The 17653-nt window shown below is 62.3% G+C and carries 14 protein-coding genes and 1 tRNA gene; 7 read left to right on the top strand and 8 right to left on the bottom strand.

Annotated features, from left to right (window positions below):
- Positions 1-104 precede the first annotated feature (104 nt).
- The 5 genes from NKH54_RS06230 (at position 105) to NKH54_RS06210 (ending at position 5988) form a co-directional block, all read left to right on the top strand.
- Positions 105-180 (top strand) — tRNA-Thr (locus NKH54_RS06230).
- A 678-nt stretch (positions 181-858) separates the two neighbouring features.
- Positions 859-2040, top strand: coding sequence for an acyltransferase family protein (locus tag NKH54_RS06225; RefSeq protein WP_353027888.1), 1182 nt, complete (start codon positions 859-861; stop codon positions 2038-2040).
- Positions 2037-3149 (top strand): glycosyltransferase family 2 protein, encoded by a 1113-nt coding sequence (locus NKH54_RS06220; protein WP_023682047.1) that lies wholly within the window; start codon positions 2037-2039, stop codon positions 3147-3149. The genes NKH54_RS06225 and NKH54_RS06220 overlap by 4 nt, the downstream gene beginning before the upstream one ends.
- Complete coding sequence (locus NKH54_RS06215) at positions 3146-4192, top strand: glycosyltransferase family 2 protein (protein ID WP_353027887.1); 1047 nt, start codon at positions 3146-3148, stop codon at positions 4190-4192. The genes NKH54_RS06220 and NKH54_RS06215 overlap by 4 nt, the downstream gene beginning before the upstream one ends.
- Positions 4192-5988 carry an ABC transporter ATP-binding protein gene (locus NKH54_RS06210; RefSeq protein ID WP_027049321.1) on the top strand — a complete coding sequence of 599 codons (1797 nt, stop codon included), beginning with the start codon at positions 4192-4194 and terminating at the stop codon, positions 5986-5988. The genes NKH54_RS06215 and NKH54_RS06210 overlap by 1 nt, the downstream gene beginning before the upstream one ends.
- A 123-nt stretch (positions 5989-6111) precedes the next feature.
- Here the strand turns inward: NKH54_RS06210 and NKH54_RS06205 are convergent, their stop codons facing one another.
- The 5 genes from NKH54_RS06205 to NKH54_RS06185 are packed head-to-tail and all read right to left on the bottom strand — an operon-like array spanning position 6112 to position 11351.
- Complete coding sequence (locus NKH54_RS06205) at positions 6112-6942, bottom strand: dipeptide ABC transporter ATP-binding protein (protein WP_353027886.1); 831 nt, start codon at positions 6940-6942, stop codon at positions 6112-6114.
- Positions 6942-7787, bottom strand: coding sequence for an ABC transporter ATP-binding protein (locus NKH54_RS06200; RefSeq protein WP_023696764.1), 846 nt, complete (start codon positions 7785-7787; stop codon positions 6942-6944). The genes NKH54_RS06205 and NKH54_RS06200 overlap by 1 nt, the downstream gene beginning before the upstream one ends.
- On the bottom strand, positions 7787-8671 hold the full coding sequence (locus tag NKH54_RS06195) for an ABC transporter permease subunit (RefSeq protein WP_050485757.1): 885 nt from the start codon (positions 8669-8671) through the stop codon (positions 7787-7789). Before NKH54_RS06195 ends, NKH54_RS06200 begins: the two co-directional genes overlap by 1 nt.
- 26 nt (positions 8672-8697) lie before the next feature.
- Positions 8698-9705: an ABC transporter permease subunit gene (locus NKH54_RS06190; RefSeq protein ID WP_023669492.1), complete on the bottom strand. Its 1008-nt coding sequence runs from the start codon at positions 9703-9705 to the stop codon at positions 8698-8700.
- 47 nt (positions 9706-9752) lie between these two features.
- Positions 9753-11351 (bottom strand): ABC transporter substrate-binding protein, encoded by a 1599-nt coding sequence (locus NKH54_RS06185; protein WP_023669491.1) that lies wholly within the window; start codon positions 11349-11351, stop codon positions 9753-9755.
- Positions 11352-11827: 476 nt separating this feature from the next.
- Between NKH54_RS06185 and NKH54_RS06180 the strand changes: the two genes are divergently transcribed.
- A complete protein-coding gene (locus tag NKH54_RS06180) occupies positions 11828-13819 on the top strand; it encodes a long-chain fatty acid--CoA ligase (protein ID WP_353027885.1) in 1992 nt (663 codons plus the stop codon).
- Positions 13820-13848: 29 nt separating this feature from the next.
- Positions 13849-14556: a class I SAM-dependent methyltransferase gene (locus NKH54_RS06175; RefSeq protein ID WP_353027884.1), complete on the top strand. Its 708-nt coding sequence runs from the start codon at positions 13849-13851 to the stop codon at positions 14554-14556.
- A gap of 84 nt (positions 14557-14640) precedes the next feature.
- Here the strand turns inward: NKH54_RS06175 and NKH54_RS06170 are convergent, their stop codons facing one another.
- From NKH54_RS06170 to pgi, 3 genes are all read right to left on the bottom strand, one after another.
- Positions 14641-14862 (bottom strand): hypothetical protein, encoded by a 222-nt coding sequence (locus NKH54_RS06170; protein WP_155923253.1) that lies wholly within the window; start codon positions 14860-14862, stop codon positions 14641-14643.
- 68 nt (positions 14863-14930) lie between these two features.
- Positions 14931-15662 (bottom strand): HAD family hydrolase, encoded by a 732-nt coding sequence (locus NKH54_RS06165; protein ID WP_023688783.1) that lies wholly within the window; start codon positions 15660-15662, stop codon positions 14931-14933.
- Positions 15659-17302 carry a glucose-6-phosphate isomerase gene (pgi, locus tag NKH54_RS06160; protein ID WP_502907473.1) on the bottom strand — a complete coding sequence of 548 codons (1644 nt, stop codon included), beginning with the start codon at positions 17300-17302 and terminating at the stop codon, positions 15659-15661. The genes NKH54_RS06165 and pgi overlap by 4 nt, the downstream gene beginning before the upstream one ends.
- Positions 17303-17653: the final 351 nt, after the last annotated feature.

The raw sequence follows: 17653 nt of genomic DNA, 5'->3' as shown, positions 1-17653 counted from the left end.
GGGACGAATTGCCGGATGCCGGCTCGAAATCGCGGTTGCCCATCTTGAATTAGCGGCCGGTTGAGTCTATCACCCAGCCGATCCTGGAACCTCGCGCTTCCCGGGCCGCTTTAGCTCAGTTGGTAGAGCACATCATTCGTAATGATGGGGTCAGGTGTTCGAGTCACCTAAGCGGCACCAGTTCTCCATCCGACGCAAGCGTGACGGCAGGTGCAAGGCTAATGCACGTCACTCCCTACGCCAACACCGGCACTTCCTGTCTGCCTCGTCGACATGCGCCATATGGCCGCCGCCACAGGATTGCGTCGTCAGACGCTTGACCATCGACTATGCTGCATCGCGCAAGATCGACAGCCTGGACAACCCGACAATACAAACATAATTTATAAGATACCAAACCACTATCTTAGAATAATCTTCGTCAATTTTGACCTATATCAGACACTCCGGATTATAGTTGTGTAATTAACCGTGTCTTTTCTGACATGGTACTACTGCTCATACAGCATTGCGGACGTGAAAAACCCTCAGCGACGCAACGCACTCGCAAATCATACCCATTTTTAGCACTAACTCACACAAATATTACAGCTCGATAGATATTTTGTGTTGCACTGCACCATTGCCCGGTTGCACCATTTCTTGGGGGATTGGTACTGGGAAGTGCGCCGTGGAGGATTCCGCCAAGTTGATCAGCTTGAATTTTTCGCTGGCCAGCACCGATTTCGAGGCTGCCCCGCGCACAAGGCGCGGGTTTGATGTTGTCGGCGCACTCTCGACGCTGGCAGGCCTCGACCTGAGGCCCGGAATGCAGGGCCGCTGGCTTCATCGGAGATTTCAGACCGGCGGAAATGGCTGATGGCGGTCGCGCGTGACAATCAGTTGGACGCTCTGCGCGCCATCGCTGTCACGATGGTTCTCTATTCCCATTTCCTTGCACCCAACGGGTCCTCCTTTTGGGGCCACATCGGGGTGCGGCTTTTTTTTGTGCTGAGCGGCTTCCTGATCACACGACTGCTGCTCGAAGCGCGCGCCGCGGCCGAATTCAAAGCCGGCCCTGCATTGAGTTCCTTCTACATCAGGCGCGCGCTGCGCATATTCCCGCCCTATTTCGCCGTGCTTGGGTTCGTCTGGCTGACCGATCTGGAGCAGTCCAGTGGATCGCTCGTCTGGCAGGCGCTTTACCTGTCGAATTTCTGGTACGCGCTGCGCAACGAATGGACGCCCTGGCTACTCTGCCATTTCTGGAGCCTGAGCATCGAGGAGCAGTTCTATATCGCCTGGCCGCTGGTCGTGCTTCTCGCACCCCGCCGGCGGGTGGAAGCGATCACTATCGGCGTCATCCTGTTGTCGCTTGCCTATCGCTTCTACTGGCCGATCACCGCCACCCCGGCGCTAGCGCGCGACCTGCTGCCGCCAGCATCGATGGATGCGCTGGCGTTCGGTGCTTTGCTTGCCTGCCGGCGGACCAGAGGCGCTGGCCTGCCGCAATGGATGCGGCTAGGCTGGCCAGCCCTCGCGGCTGTCTTCCTGGCGATTGAGTGGTTTATCCCTGCGCCGGCCGATCCTATGCTGGAATGGGCCCGCTGGGCGTTGCTGCAGATCCTGCCCCTGGTGCCGCTGGTGGCCGTTGTCGCCGCCTGTTCAGCCGGCCTTGGCGGCGTCCTCGGCAGGGTTTTCGAACTGCCACCGCTGCTGTCACTGGGCCGCATCAGCTACGGCGTCTATCTTTACCATCCGATCCTTCTTTCGCTCGCCGTCAAGTCACAGCCCTGGATCCCGCTCAATGTCTCGGAGCAGGGGCCAGGGCGTTTCCTGGTCGCGAGCGCCGCCACGATCGCCGTCGCTTCGATCTCGTGGACGGCTTTCGAAAAGCCGCTCAACGGCCTCAAGCGCCGCTTCCCCTATGTAGCGCGCCGCCGCTCCCAGGCACGCTCTGGCGATGCCGGCTGGCTCGGCAGGGCGGCGGACGCCTATCCCGGCGGATCCCCCGATGGCCGCGCCGCACTCGAACTCCGGCGAACGGATGCGCAGAGATGACCACGGCGCCGCTCGTCTCCGTCCTGCTGCCGGTCTACAATGCCGGGCCTTATCTCACCGCTGCGCTGGAGAGCATTCTGCGGCAAGACTACGATCGCCTGGAGGTCATCGCTATCGATGACGGATCGACCGACAACTCGCTCGAGATTCTCGAACGATACCGCCGGGCAGACAATCGCGTTTCTGTCATCTCGCGTGAGAACCGCGGCCTCGTCGCCACCCTCAATGAAGGGCTACGACTGGCCCAGGGCGAGCTTGTTGCGCGAATGGATGCGGACGATGTCGCCTATCCCCGGCGCCTCTCGCGCCAGGTCGCACTGTTCGAGCGGCGGCCCGATCTCGGCTTCTGCGGCGCCTGCGTTGATACCTTGCTTCACGGCCGTATCGCCAAAGGCAGGCTAGACCCGGTGTTCCGGCTCGGCCGGCTCGACATATTGTCGATGTTCTTTACGATATTCTTACATCCGACGGTTATCTATAACAGGAAGGTAATTGGGAACAACGATCTCTATTACGATCCAAAATATAGGCATGCCGAGGATTTCGATCTCTTCAGACGGCTTGCCGGCCGTTTCCCGGCGACCATATTGCCCGATAGCCTGCTCGTCTATCGCATCCATGCGGGAAGCGTGACCATGCGGCATGCCAAGGAAATGCGCAGGACGCATTTGCGGATCGTGGCCGAAAATCTCGAGCGTGAGGGGCTTGCGGAAACCACAGCGGATCTGCGCGACATCGGCGAGGCCGTCTCTTTCGACACGGTTTCGCGCGCAGCCGATTTCATCCGTGCGCTCGAAGAGCGGATTTCCGAGCTGCCGACCGACACACGGCCAAGCTTCGAGGCAGGCGCGCTGAACCTGTTCTATTTCCTCTACCAACTCGTCGGCGACGAAGGAGAACCGCCGCTGACCCACGAATTGCTCACGCGGACGGCGAGATGGAATTTCATCCGGCGCCGCGAACAATATGCGCTGCGTCCCGGCGTCTGGGCGCCTTGGCTCAGCCTGCTCTCGATAAGGGCCGGAAAGCGGGCGGACGCGGTGGCCTACTTCTTCAAAACCACGCCGGCCGAAGCGGTGCTTGCGCGTTATCAGCGGGGACTGGTATGACCGACAGGCCCCACCCGCTCCTGCGCGATCACCAGTTTGCGAGTGCGCCTGTCCCGACATCTCCCCGATCGGAGCGGCCGTCGCTCGAGGTCAGTTTCATCGTCTGCACGCGCGACCGCGCCGCTGTGCTGGAGGCTTGCATAGCCTCGATCCAGGCCGCATGCCGGGTGCACGCCACCTTCGCGGCAGAGTTGGTGGTGGTCGATAATGGTTCACGGGACGGCACGTCAAAGCGGCTGGCCGCTATCGCCGAAACTTCCGACATCCCAGTCACAGCCGTCTCGGAGACTCGCCCCGGACTAGCCGCTGCCCGCAATGCCGGATTGGCGCGAGCGCGAGGCCGCGTGCTGGTCTTCGTCGACGACGACTGCAAGCTCGACCGCGACTATCTCCGCGACCTGGAGCGGCACTACCGGAGTGGCGAGAAGTGGCTGATCCGCGGCGGCCGGGTCGAGCTCGGTGATGCCCGGGACCTGCCCTTCACCATAAAGCTCCGCGAGGCAAGCGAGCGGCTGACCCCGGCGGTCCACCCCGGCGGCTTCGTGCTCGGCTGCAACATGACCATGCACCGCGACGTCGCGGCCCGCATCGGCTCGTTCGACGAACGCTTCGGCGCTGGCGGCCCGCTACGCTCGGCTGAAGATACTGATTATCTCGTGCGGGCGATGCTGCTCGGCATGCCGGTCGAGTATGTGCCCGACATGACGGTCTTGCATCATCACGGCCGGCGAGACCGCAAATCGATCGACAGGCTGCACCGCGACTATAGCCTCGGTAATGGTGCGCTGTGCCTGAAACATGTCCGCCACGCCCCTTGGCTGCTTCGCCATGTCTATTGGTCCGCGCGGGCCGCGTTAAGGGAACTGGCGGGCCGTCCTCGCTTTGACCGCGACCTCGATCTGTCGCACTGGCCTATTGTCGTTATGAATCTGGCAGGTGCCGCCAGATTTGCGCTGCTCGTCATGATGGGATGGCCAAAACGGCTGCCGCTGCGCCACGACCGAGAAGCCAGCGAAGCCAATGCGGAGGCCAGAGCGCGATAATGTCACTGATTCCGTCAGCCCTGCCAATGCTGCGCCGCGCGCTTGGTGGCAGGCTGTTGCGGCTCGTTCCCGTCGTGGTGGGGCTCGGGCTTGCGGGCGCCGCGCTGGAAGGCCTCGGCATCGGTCTCATCATTCCGCTGCTCGGCATCATTATGGGACGTGGCGAAACATCAGGCATGGCCGGTTTCTCCGCCCTCCTCCAGCAGGTTGGAGCGGACCTCGGCGAGCGCCAGCGGCTGATCGCCATTTCGGCCGCGATCCTCGGTTCGATCGTACTGAAAAATGTCTTTGCCTTCGCCAACACTCTGCTGACCAGCTACATCTACGGCAAGGCAGGTTATTCGATCCGTAGCGCACTGTCGGAGCAGTTGCTCAGGGTCGGCTACCCCTTTTTCCTGCAGCAAAGCCCCGGGCGGCTGCTCAACATCATCTCCAACGAATCCTGGCGAGCATCCGACGCTATCCAGGCCCTGCTCGGCGCGATCGTCAGTGCCTCGGCCGCCGTCATCCTGCTCGCCTTCCTCCTGCTCCTCTCTTGGCAGATGACGCTGCTGGTGACTCTAGGGCTGGCGCTTGTCCAGCTGGCGCACGGGGTTTTGTCGTCCAATCTGAAGGCGCCGAGCCGCAGCGTCGTCTCGCGCAACAGCGCACTGGCGTCGCAGATGCTGCATCTGGTGCATGCCGGGCGCCTGATTCGCATCTTCGGGCAGGAGAACCGCGAAAAGGCGGTCTTCGCCAAAGCGTCCGACGGGGTGCGGCGGGCGGCTTTCGTGCTTTCAATCCGCCAGGGCGTCTTGCCGCCACTGACCGAGGTATTGCACGCAATGCTGTTCCTGGCGGTGGTGATCGGAGCCTGGCTGGCGAATGTAAGCTTCCCGCTGACCGTCGCCTTCCTCATCCTGCTCTACCGACTGCAGCCGCATATGCGGGCCTTGCAGATGTCCTGGAGTCAGTTGCAAGGCATGAGCGGCTCGCTGGAGGAGGTACAATGGCTGCTCGATCCTTCCGACAAGCCCGAGGCGCCGCAGGGCAGCCTGCCGTTCGACGGCTTGCGCCAAGGGATCAGCTTCGATGATGTGAGCTTCGCCTATTCCGGTCCCCTGTCTGGCCCCGACGCGCGCGAGGCGGTGCTGCATAAGGCGGTGTTCGATATCCGCAGCGGCCGCTCGACGGCGCTGATCGGCCGCTCGGGCGCCGGCAAGACGACGATCGTCAATCTCCTGTGCCGCTTCGTCAAACCCGACAGCGGCAGGATCCTCGTCGATGGGGCACCGCTCGATGAAGTGGACCCAAGCCAGTGGCGGCGGAACATTGCCCTGGCCAGTCAGGAGCTGGAACTGGTCGATGGCACCATTTTTGAAAACATTATCTACGGCTACGACACGGCGTCGGCCAGCGACGCCATGCGCGCCGCAAGGCTGGCCGAGGCACATCAATTCATCGAGCACCTGCCGCAGGGCTACGCGACACTGGTCGGATACCGGGGCATCAACCTGTCAGCCGGACAAAGGCAAAGGATCGCCCTGGCGCGGGCGCTGGTGCGCGATCCCGATATTCTCATCCTCGACGAAGCCACCAGTGCGGTGGATGGGTTGTCAGAAGCCGCTATTGTCGAGACGCTGAAATCGCGGGCCGGCCGCCGCACCACCATTGTCATCAGTCATCATTACAGCACCATATCGTTCTGCGACGACGTGGTGATCTTGAGCCGCGGTCGGGTGAAAAAACAGGCCCCCTTCGCAACCCTGGCAATGCTCAGCATGGACGAGCTTTACCAGCACGGAGCGGGTGAGTGATGGGGCGCACCCCAACCTGCGACGCGGCTTGCGCCCGGCAGCTCGCAGATCGCGATCAATCCTGCCGGCAAACCACCGCCGCGACGTATTTCCGATTGTTCAAAAACAATTCTCGGTGAGAGGTCAGGCGGCCTTCTTCTTCGCCAGCCGCGCCTTGATCGAGGCGACGTCGGCGCGCGGCGTCGCGGCGAACAGCGTCCTGGTGTAGTTGTGCTTGGGGTCGGCGAAGACCTCCTCGCGCGAGCCGTATTCGACGGCTGCGCCGAAATACATCACCATCACATCGTCGGCGATGTAGCGCACGACCGACAGATCGTGGCTGATGAAGACATAGGTCAGCTGGAATTCGTCCTGCAGGTCGGCGAGCAGGTTGAGCACCTGCGCCTGCACCGAAAGATCGAGCGCGGAGACCGGTTCGTCAAGCACCAGCAGGCTCGGGTTCAGCATCAGCGCGCGGGCAATGGCGATGCGCTGGCGCTGGCCGCCCGAGAACATGTGAGGATAGCGATTGTAGTGCTCGGTTCCGAGGCCGACTTTCTTCAGCATCCTCATGGCGAGGTCGCGCCGCTCTTCGGCCGGCTTGTCGGTGTTGATGAGCAGCGGCTCGCCCAGCACATCGCCGATCTTTTGGCGCGGATTGAGCGATCCGTAAGGGTTCTGGAAGACGATCTGCACCTTGCGGCGCATCTCCCTGGTCAGGCCGTTCCTTGCGATGTCGACCTTGTTGCCGTCGATGAACAGTTCGCCCGACGTTGCCGGATCGATCAGCGTGATGATGCGCGCCAGCGTTGACTTGCCGCAGCCCGATTCACCGACGATGGCCAGAGTCTTGCCCTTGTCGACGCTGAACGAGACGCCCTTGACCGCATGCACGGTGCGCGCGCCGCGAAACAGGCCGCCGCCGACGTGATAGTCGCGCACGATGTCCTTGCCTTCGACGACCTTGATGCTCATCAGACGCCCCCGGCAGCTGGTTCGAACAGCATGTCCGAGACGGTCGGCAGCCGGTCGCCGACGGCATTATCCGGCAGCGCCGACAACAGCGCGCGGGTGTAATTGCTCTTCGGCGATTCAAACAGCGACAGCACGTCGGCCTCTTCCATCTTGCGGCCCTTGTACTGGACGATGACGCGGTCGGCCGTCTCGGCGACCACGCCCATATTGTGGGTGATCATGATCAGGCCCATGCCGTATTTAACCTGCAGCGACACGAGCAGGTCGAGGATCTGCTTCTGGATGGTGACGTCGAGCGCGGTGGTCGGCTCGTCGGCGATCAGAAGCTTCGGATTGCAGGCGATGGCGATGGCGATCATCACGCGCTGGCACTGGCCGCCCGACATCTGGTGCGGAAACGAGTTCAGCCGTTCGGCCGGCTCGGCAATGCCGACCTGCGTCAGCAATTCGATGGCGCGCTCGCGACGCTGGGCCTTGTCCATGCCCATATGGAAGCGCAGCACCTCCTCGATCTGAAAGCCGACGGTGAAGCACGGATTGAGACTGGCCATCGGCTCCTGGAAGATCATCGACATGTCCTTGCCGACGATCTTGCGCCGGTCGGCCGGGCTCATCTTCAGGAGATCGCGGCCGTTGAAGCTCATCTCGTCGGCAGTGACCGTCGCCGTCCACGGCAACAGCCCCATCACAGCCAACATCGACACCGACTTGCCGGAGCCGGATTCGCCGACGATGGCCAGCACTTCACGTTCGTTCACATGGAGCGAGACGCCATCGACCGCGCGGAACGGGCCGGATGCGGTCTGGAACTCGACGACGAGATTGCGGATGTCGAGCAGCGCCATTACGACCTCCTCAGCTTCGGATCGAGCGCATCGCGCAGACCGTCGCCGATCAGGTTGATGGCAAGCACGGTGATGAGGATGGCCAGACCGGGGAAGGTCACCACCCACCAGGCGCGCAGGATGAATTCACGCGCCGAGGCGAGCATGGTTCCCCATTCCGGTGTCGGCGGCTGGGCGCCAAGGCCGAGAAAGCCGAGAGCGGCCGCCTCCAGGATGGCGTTGGAGAAGGACAGCGTGCCCTGGACGATCAGCGGCGCCAGGCAGTTGGGCAGGATGGTGCGCAGCATAAGCCTTATATGGCCGGCGCCGGCGACCTTGGCGGCGACCACATATTCGCGGCTCTTTTCGGCCATGACGGCAGCGCGCACCAGACGGGCAAAGTGGGGTTGCAGGACAAGCGCGATGGCCAGCATGGCGTTGAACAGGCCGGGGCCGAGGATGGTGACCAGAACCAGCGCCAAGAGCAGCGACGGGAAGGACAGGATCAGATCCATGACCCGCATGATCGCCACGTCGACCCAGCCCCGGAAATAGCCGGCCAAAAGGCCCAGCGTGATGCCGCCGACAAGCGCCAGCGTGACCACGACGGCGCCGATGAGCAGCGAGAAACGCGCGCCATAGAGCAGGCGCGAGAGCATGTCGCGGCCGACGGCGTCGGTGCCAAGCAGATATTCCATGCTGCCGCCTGCCTGCCAGGCCGGCGGACGCAGGAAAGCTGTCTTGTCCTGGATGTCGGGCGCATAGGGTGCCAGCAGCGGTGCAAAGAGCGCGGCCAGCACCAAAAGGATGAAGACGAACAGGCCGATGACGGCGCCGCGGTTTACCGAGAAATAGTGCCAGAAGGTCCTGAAGCCGGTCAGACGGTCAGGGTTGCCGGCGGCCATCGGGGCGATTTCGGTCGACTGGCTCATCACGCCGCCCTGATGCGCGGGTTGATGACGGCATAAAGCACGTCGACAATCAGGTTCACCGCCATGACGATAAGGGCGATCAACAGCAAGCCTGACTGCACGACGACATAGTCTCGCTTGGATATGGATTCGACCATCCACTTGCCGATGCCCGGCCAGGCGAAGATGGTTTCTGTGAGAATGGCGCCGGCGAGCAGGGTACTGACCTGCAGGCCGATGGTGGTGACCACCGGGATCAGCGCATTGCGCAGCGCATGCACGCCGATGACGCGGGACGACGACAGGCCCTTGGCGCGGGCGGTCCGCACATAGTCTTCGCCCAGCACTTCGAGCATGGCCGAGCGCGTCTGGCGCGCGATCACCGCCAGCGGGATGGTGCCGAGCACAATTGTCGGCAGCACCAGGTGACTCAATGCCGAGCGGAAAGCATCCCACTTGCCGTAGAGCAGGCTGTCGAGGGTCAAGAAGCCGGTGATCGGCTTGATAAAGAACTGAAGGCCGATGCGCCCTGAAACCGGGGTCCAGCCGAGATAGCCGGAGAAAAAGATGATCAGCAGCAGGCCCCACCAGAAGATCGGCATGGAATAGCCGACGAGGGCGGTGCCCATAAGCCCCTGGTCGAACCAGGAGCCGCGTTTGACCGCAGCAATGATGCCGGCCGGGATGGCCAGCACCATGGCGAAGATCATGGCGAAGACTGAGAGCTCGATGGTTGCCGGGAAGAGCGTCATGAAATCTTCGATGACCGGCCGCTTGGACGAAATCGACACGCCGAAATTACCGGTCGCGGCATCGCGAACATAATGCGCGTATTGCTGCCAGATCGGCAAATTGTAGCCGAACTGTTCCTTCAGTTCCGCGTAACGCTCGGGCGACACGCCATGCTCGCCGGCCATGGCAAGAATGGGATCGCCGGGCAGCAGCCTGACAAAAGCGAAGGCGCAGATGGTGATGCCGATCAGCGTCGGCAGCACCAAGACGATTTTGTTTAGGAGATATCGGAGCATCTTGAAAAGCGGGCGGCGCCTGATTGCGCGCCGCCCGCCTAACAGTTCTATTCGGCCTTGTCGACGCCGTCGAAGCGATGAATGCCGAGCGGGTCCATCATGAAGCCGCTGACATTCTTGCGCACGACTGCGTAGACTTGGCTATGTGCCATGAGGAAGGCCGGAGCCTGCTTCTGGAAGACAACCTGCGCCTCTTCATAGAGCTTGGTGCGTTCGGCCTGGTCGCTGGTCTTCTTGGCCTTCTGGATCAGATCCTCGAAGTCCTTGTCGCACCAACTGGAGTAGTTCGACACGCCGATGGCCGAGCAGGCGAACAGCGTAGCGAAGAAATTGTCCGGATCGCCATTGTCACCGGTCCAGCCGATCTGGAAGGCGCCCGGACGCTCCTTCTTCTTGCCTTCTTCGCGGTACTTCGTCCACTCGTAGCTGACGATCTCCGCCTTGACGCCGACCTTGGCCCAGTCAGCCTGGATCAGTTCGGCGGCGCGCTGGAAGTTCGGGTTGTAGGGACGGACGCGGTCGGAGGCCCAAAGCTGGATCTCCTTCAATCCGGCATCGGCCAGCACCTTCTTGGCGGCTTCCGGATCATAGGCGTCGGACTTCACGTCCTTGTTCCACGACCACATGGTCGGCGGGATCAGGTTTACGGCCGGCGTGGCGCCGGCGTCCTGGAACAGCGACTTGATGAGCGATTCCCGATCGATCGCCTGGTTGAGCGCATGGCGCACTTCAGGCTTGTCGAGCGGCGGGATGGTGGTGTTGTAGCTCATATAGCCGATGTTGAGGCCAGCCTGATCCATCAGGGTCACGTCGGCGTTGGCCTTGATCGTGCCGATGTCGGCAGGATTCGGATAGGGCGCGATATCGCATTCGCCGGCGAGCACCTTCTGGATGCGGGCGGTGGCGTCAGGCGTGATCGCGAAGACGAGATCGTCGATCTTTTCCTTGCCCTTGAAGTAGTCCGGGTTGGCCGCATAGCGGATGACCGAATCCAGCTGGTAGTCGACGAACTGGAACGGACCTGTACCGACCGGCTTGGTCGAGAAGTCGGCCATCTTGCCGTCTTTTTCCAGCTGGTCGGCATATTCCTTCGAAACGATCGAGGCGAAGTCCATGCCGAGATTGGCCAGCATCGGCGCGTTCGGCTCGGTCAGCGTCAGCTTCACGGTCAGGTCATCGACCTTTTCCCACTTGGCGACGTATTTCGGCATGTCCATGCCGGTGTAGTAGTCCCAGGTCAGGTTCGGCAGGTACTTCTCGCCGTTCCAGGGGTTTTCCTTGTTGAACTGGCGATCGAACGAAAAGACGACGTCGTCGGCATTGAAATCACGCGTCGGCTTGAAGAAATCCGTCGTCTGGAACTTCACGCCCGGATGCAGGTGGAAAGTATAGACCAGACCGTCGTCCGAAATCTCCCATTTGTCGGCGAGACCGGGCACAACTTCGGTGCCGCCATGCTTGAACTCGACCAGGCGCGAATAGACGGTGCGCGACGAGGCGTCGAAGTCGTTGCCGCCCGTCGTGGTACCCGGGTCGAAGTTGGCCGGCGAGGCCTCCGAGCAATAGACCAGCGTCTTGGCATTGGCCACACCGCCGAGGACGCTTGCAGCCAGCAACGCGGCTGCAAAAGTCAGTTTCTTTTTCATTGAGCACTCCCTGATGTTCTTCCAAGCCCCTCTATAGGCTCGCGAAGCGCGCATATAAGCACCGTTTTTCCGGCTTTGGAACACCCTGTTTGCCTACCCCGCCGTAAGCAGAAAATATTTCTCGGTCTTTGACGAACTGCAGAAACAAATAGCAAAATCTGCTAATCACGGGATTGTTAACGACCGCATTTTTTCATTGATCGCAGCAATCGTAAGCCAAAAGTCCACAAGCCTGGGTTTCGCCACCGAGATGACAGGACGGCATTGCCTGAGCTGGCATCGCGGGAAGGATTTCGACGGCAAATCTTTGCCGTCCTGCCGCGGGGGCAAGACTTGCACGGCCGCCGATAGTCGCAATAGATAGATGACACGCTGGATTTTCCGGAAATCCGCGACATCGCTGCAGCGGAGGACGCCTCACCACATCGAGGCGGCGCAGCAGGAGCAGGCAACAGAACGACCGAGGGAGGCTAGAGGTGGCGAAAGCAACAAAGACAACGGCCCCGGCGAAAGCAAAAGCGGCAAAAGCTTCAAAACCGGCCGCCGCTGCCGTCAAGTCGAAAGCGCCACCGGCCAAAGCCACTCCCGCTGTCAAGCCAACGGCAACCTCGACGCCGGCGAAGGCAAGCGCCAAGCCGGCAGCGAAACCTGTGGTCAAGCGCGCGGCGAAGACAGCACCCGCTGCAAAGCCCGCCCAGCCGCCAGCCGCCAAGACAGCCGCGGCGAAGCCCGCCTCGAAGCCGTCGCCGGGCGCGGCCAAAAAACTGCCGAATACGCTGACGGCGCTTGCCGCGGGCTTGCCGGAAAAGCCATGGCTAAAAAGCTATTCGAAAGTCGTGCCGGCGGAGATCGGCGCCCTGCCCTACAGTTCGATCGGCGACTTCCTCGTCGGCGCCTGTAAGCAGTTTTCCGGCCAGCCGGCATACGTCTGCATGGGCAAGTCGATCTCCTATGCCGAACTCGAGCGGCAATCGGCCGCCTTCGGCGCTTATCTGCAATCGAAGGGCCTGCAGAAAGGCGCACGCGTGGCGCTGATGATGCCGAATGTGCTGCAATATCCGGTGGCGATGATGGCCGTGCTTCGCGCCGGCTATGTCGTGGTGAACATCAATCCGCTCTACACGCCGCGCGAGCTCGAACATCAGCTCAAGGATTCCGGCGCGCAGGCGATCGTCATTCTGGAGAATTTCGCCAGCACCCTGGACGCGGTGATTGCCAGGACGGCGGTCAAGCATGTGGTGGTCGCGGCGATGGGCGACATGCTCGGCGCCCTCAAGGGCACGATCGTCAACCTCGTCGTGCGCCGGGTGAAGAAGATGGTGCCGGCCTGGTCGCTGCCCGGCCATGTCAAATTCAATGCGGCGGTGAAAGCCGGCGCCGGCATCGCCTTCAAACCGGCCAAGATGGAGGCCGGCGACGTTGCCTTCCTGCAATATACCGGCGGAACCACGGGGATTTCCAAAGGTGCTGTGCTGCTGCACTCCAATGTGCTGTCCAATGTCGCGCAGAACACGCTGTGGCTGCAGGACGCCTATGCGATCAAGCCGAAACCGGCGCATCTCAACTTCATCTGCGCACTGCCGCTCTACCATATCTTCGCGCTGACGGTGAACGCGCTGATGGGCATGCAGCAGGGCGCCCAGAACGTGCTCGTTCCCAACCCGCGCGACATTCCCGGCTTCGTCAAGGAGCTGCAGAAATACCCGATGCACATTTTCCCCGGCCTCAACACGCTGTTCAACGCGCTGCTCAACAACGAGGATTTCCGCAAGATCGACTTCAAGCCGCTGATCATGACGCTGGGTGGTGGCATGGCGGTGCAGAAGGGGGTTGCCGAGCGCTGGAAGGCGCTGACCGGCAATTCGATCACCGAGGGCTACGGGCTGTCGGAGACCTCGCCGGTAGCCACCGCCAACAAGTTCAGCGACAGCAATTTCACCGGCACGATCGGCCTGCCGCTGCCGTCGACCGAGATCGTCATCCGCGACGATGACGGCAACAACCTGCCGCTCGGCGAGGTCGGCGAGATCTGCATCCGCGGGCCGCAAGTCATGGCCGGTTACTGGAACCGGCCGGACGAGACCGCCAGGGTGATGACCAAGGACGGTTTTTTCAAATCCGGCGACATGGGCTTCATGGACGAGCGCGGCTACACCAAGATCGTCGACCGCAAGAAGGACATGATCCTGGTCTCCGGCTTCAACGTCTATCCGAACGAACTCGAGGAAGTCGTCGCCCAGCATCCGGGCGTGCTCGAAGTGGCGGCGATCGGCGTGCCGGACGAGCATTCGGGCGAGGTGCCGAAGCTGTTCGTGGTCAAGAAGGACCCGGCGCTGACCGTCGAGGCACTGACCGCCTATTGCCGCGAGAACCTGACCGGCTACAAACGGCCGAAATACATCGAGTTCCGAACCGAACTGCCGAAGACGCCGGTGGGCAAGATTTTGCGCCGGGCGCTGCGGGAATAAATTTGAACGGCGAGCCTGGCGACGGCGGGATGGCGGACGATAGTCGGCGTCCCGATACAGTAGTGTTCATCAGGGCGAACCTGCGGCTTGCGCCCGTTCCCGCGCTCCCTGAAATCCAGCTCTATACGGCTCATCCCGGCAGCGGCCTGAGGCGGCTTGTCGAGTGGCGAGCTCATGGACCGGAAGACGGCAGCCAAACCGAGGAGCACGAAGCTGAGCCGCAGCCGCCCTACTGGGCCTATGCCTGGGCCGGCGGCGCCGTGCTGGCGCGCTATATACTCGACCATCCGCAAATCGTGGCCGGCCGCCGCGTGCTCGACCTCGGCGCCGGCTCGGGCCTCGTCGGCATCGCCGCCGCCAAGGCCGGCGCCAGCGCGGTGATCGCCGCCGAGATCGATCGCAACGGCGTCGCCGCGATCGGCCTCAACGCGTTGGCCAACGGCGTCGAGATCACCATTGTCGACCAGGATATCACCACGGGCCCGCCGCCAGCGGTCGATCTCGTGCTTGCCGGCGACGTGTTCTACGGCCGCGAGGTTGCTCTGCGGGTGATCCCGTTCCTCGACCGCTGCCTGGCAGCCGGCATCGAGGTGCTGGTCGGCGATCCCCGCCGCGCCGATCTGCCGCTGTCGCGGCTACGATTGCTCGCCGAATATCAGGTGCCGGATTTCGGCGACGCAAAGGGTGATGTGACCAAGCCGAGCGGTGTGTTTTGGTTCGAGCCGGAAGATTGCTAGCGCGACGCGGCAAAGCCCAGTCGCTCTGAATGGCCGGATTCTACTCATTGTGGACAAACCTCAAGGGGCAGAAAATAGATTGGATTAGCCGTTGATAGGAGAAGTCGAATGGCGTGGATTAAAGTTGTTCAACGTATCGGCTTCATAGTTTGCCCAAAGTGCGAAAATCGCGGCTTCGAGCTTCAGCCTGGCGAAGACATCGATAACGCAAGCGCCAAGATCAGGTGCGGCAAATGCGGGTACGTTTGCTCTGCTGATGAGTAGCCCACTATGTCCGAAAACAAACCAGAAGCTCCATAGTTTCATGGCTGCTTCCCCAACTCGGCCATTGGCGGGGAAATCCCGAGCCGAATTGAGTTTGCCCCAGGCCCCCGTCAGACCGTCTCCTTGACCCGCGCCGACAGAAAGTCCGGCAAGTCGGCAACCGAATCCAGAACGACATCGGCGATCGACGCCAGCGATTCCCGCGTGCCGGTGCCGGAGAGCACGCCGACCGCCAGGCCGCAGCCGCCGGCACGCGCCATCTCCAGGTCGTGGCGGTTGTCGCCGACCATGGCGATCTCGGACGCCTTCAACCCGGTCAGGTCGCAAAAGGCGACGATCGTGTCCGGCGCCGGTTTCGGATTGGCGACCGCGTCATAGCCATAGGCGGCGGTGAACAGCTGCGCGACGCCGAGCGTGACCATAGTCTTTTCGGCACCGGCAGTCGAATCATTGGTGGCGACGCCGAGCCGGTAGGATCGCTTGTGCAGAGCCGTCAGCGCCGCGACGATGCCGGGCAAGGCCACCGCCATCGATGAGCCTTGCACCGAGGTGATCTCGTTGAAACGGGCGACGGCCAGCATCTGGTCCTCGTCGGACAGGCGCGGGAACCATAGTTCGACGACATCCATGTTGGTGCCCGAGGCGAAGATGGAATCCGGCTTGAAACGCTTGGCGACAAAATCGAAGCCCGCCGCTGAAAGCAGCCTGTCGGCTTTCCAGCGATCGCCCTCGGCAGCATCCATGGCCATGAAATCGGCGATGCCGAGCCAGGTCGCGTTGAAATCGACAAGCGTGCCGTCCTTGTCGAACAATATGCCCTTGATGTCGGCCGGATTTTTCATTGCGCCCCCCGCAGTTGCTGGATGCGCGCCACCAGCCCGGCCGTCGATGCGTCGCGCTTGGCGGCGCTCTCCTTGCCTTCCACGACTGGCAACAGGCCGGTCGCCAGCTCCTTGCCGAGCTCGACGCCCCATTGGTCGAAGGAATTGATGTTGAACAGAGTGCCTTCGACGAAGACGCGGTGCTCGTAAAGCGCGATCAGCCGGCCGAAGGTGCGCGGGTCGAGCTTGCGGTAGAGGATCGTCACCGATGGGCGGTTGCCGGAGAAGACGCGGTGCGGGGCTATTCTGTCGACATCGGCCGGCTTCATGCCCTTGGCCAGCATCTGCGCGCGCGCCTCGTCCAGCGTGCGGCCCTTCATCAACGCTTCCGACTGCGCCAGGCAATTGGCAAGCAGTAGATCGTGCTGGTGCTTGAGATCAGGCTCATGGCCGACGGCAGCGGCAAGGAACTCGACCGGGATGAAATCGGTGCCCTGGTGCAGCAGCTGGAAGAAGGCGTGCTGGCCATTGGTGCCGGGCTCGCCCCAGACCAGCGGCCCCGTCGGCGTCGGCACCGGCCTGCCGTCGAGGGTGACGCCCTTGCCGTTCGATTCCATGTCGAGCTGCTGCAGATAGGCCGGCAGCCTGGAAAGGCGCTGGTCATAAGGGATGACCGCACGCGCCGGATAACCGCAGATCACGCGATGCCACCAGCCGACCAGCCCCAGCAGCGCCGGCAGGTTCTTCTGCAGGGGTGCGGTGCGGAAGTGCTCGTCCATCTCATGCGCGCCATCGAGGAAGGCGCGGAAGTTGCGCGGGCCGATGGCGATCATCACCGGCAGGCCGATGGCGCCCCACAGCGAATAGCGGCCGCCGACCCAGTCCCAGAAGCCGAACACGCGATCCGCTTCGATGCCGAACTTGGAAACCAGGTCGAGCGCGGTCGAGACGGCGGCGAAATGCTTGCCGACTGCTTCCTTGCCGAGCGCCTTCTGCACCCATTCGCGTGCCGTCTCGGCATTGGTCATCGTCTCAACCGTGGTGAAGGTCTTCGAGGCGATGATGAACAGGGTGGTTTCGGCCGACAGGCCCTTCAGCGTGTCGTGGATATGGGCGCCGTCGATGTTGGAGACGTAGTGCGCGCGCGGGCCGTCGTGATAGGGCGCCAGCGCCAACGTCGCCATGGCCGGGCCGAGATCGGAGCCGCCAATGCCGATGTTGACGATGTCGGTGATTTTCTTGCCGGTGGCGCCGGCGGCCTTGCCGGAGCGAATGGCATCGGCGAAGGCGCCCATGGCGTCGAGCACGGACAGCACATCCGCCTTGACGTCCTGGCCATCGACCGTGACGCCCTTGCCCGAGAGGTTCCGTAGCGCCGTGTGCAGCACGGCGCGATCCTCGGTGATGTTGATCTTCTTGCCGGAAAACATTGCGGCCCGGCGACCTTCGAGATCGGCGGCGGCGGCGAGCTTCTCGAGCAGTTCCATCGTGCGCTGGTCGACCGCGCATTTCGACCAGTCGAGCAAAAGGTCGCCGTCGCTGGCCGAAAATGTCTCGAAGCGCTTGGGGTCGGCGGCAAAAGCCTCGCGCATCGTGCCCGATGCCGCCGCGCGCGCAGCACGCAAGGCGACAAGCTGTTTGTCGAAGGAGGAATGATCCACTGCCGGCTCCTGATCGTTTTTTCACGACATCTTATCAGACCGGATGTTTCCGGCGCGTGTCGTCGGGGTGACGTTATCGAGCCGAATTCCGCATGTTTCAATGCGTGGGGATGACGCAGTGCAGCATAGTGCGATGTGATGGAGCTACGACGCTGCGCGTCGCGCTGGATGATGTGATGGGAGTAGCGACGACGCTTCGCATCGCGCTGGGGATAATGAGGCGCGACGACGCTGCGCGTCGCGCGGGCGTCCGCGCTGCGGGATGACGCAAGCGTCACCCGGGGATGCGACGACGCTGCGCGTCGCGCATAGATCACTGGCATAAATCCCAGCGATCAGAAAAATTGATTG

The sequence above is a fragment of the Mesorhizobium sp. M1004 genome (genome assembly GCF_040318795.1).
Taxonomy (GTDB): Bacteria; Pseudomonadota; Alphaproteobacteria; order Rhizobiales; family Rhizobiaceae; genus Mesorhizobium.
This window is presented reverse-complemented; position numbering and strand designations above follow the sequence as displayed.

Excerpts from the sequence above, each read along its gene's own strand:
- NKH54_RS06170 (WP_155923253.1), bottom strand. The coding sequence starts at position 14,862 with ATGAAACTATGGAGCTTCTGGTTTGTTTTCGGACATAGTGGGCTACTC.
- NKH54_RS06210 (WP_027049321.1), top strand. The coding sequence starts at position 4,192 with ATGTCACTGATTCCGTCAGCCCTGCCAATGCTGCGCCGCGCGCTTGGT.
- NKH54_RS06220 (WP_023682047.1), top strand. The coding sequence starts at position 2,037 with ATGACCACGGCGCCGCTCGTCTCCGTCCTGCTGCCGGTCTACAATGCC.
- NKH54_RS06205 (WP_353027886.1), bottom strand. The coding sequence starts at position 6,942 with ATGAGCATCAAGGTCGTCGAAGGCAAGGACATCGTGCGCGACTATCAC.
- NKH54_RS06225 (WP_353027888.1), top strand. The coding sequence starts at position 859 with ATGGCGGTCGCGCGTGACAATCAGTTGGACGCTCTGCGCGCCATCGCT.
- NKH54_RS06190 (WP_023669492.1), bottom strand. The coding sequence starts at position 9,705 with ATGCTCCGATATCTCCTAAACAAAATCGTCTTGGTGCTGCCGACGCTG.
- NKH54_RS06165 (WP_023688783.1), bottom strand. The coding sequence starts at position 15,662 with ATGAAAAATCCGGCCGACATCAAGGGCATATTGTTCGACAAGGACGGC.
- NKH54_RS06195 (WP_050485757.1), bottom strand. The coding sequence starts at position 8,671 with ATGGCCGCCGGCAACCCTGACCGTCTGACCGGCTTCAGGACCTTCTGG.
- NKH54_RS06200 (WP_023696764.1), bottom strand. The coding sequence starts at position 7,787 with ATGGCGCTGCTCGACATCCGCAATCTCGTCGTCGAGTTCCAGACCGCA.
- NKH54_RS06185 (WP_023669491.1), bottom strand. The coding sequence starts at position 11,351 with ATGAAAAAGAAACTGACTTTTGCAGCCGCGTTGCTGGCTGCAAGCGTC.
- NKH54_RS06215 (WP_353027887.1), top strand. The coding sequence starts at position 3,146 with ATGACCGACAGGCCCCACCCGCTCCTGCGCGATCACCAGTTTGCGAGT.
- NKH54_RS06175 (WP_353027884.1), top strand. The coding sequence starts at position 13,849 with ATGGCGGACGATAGTCGGCGTCCCGATACAGTAGTGTTCATCAGGGCG.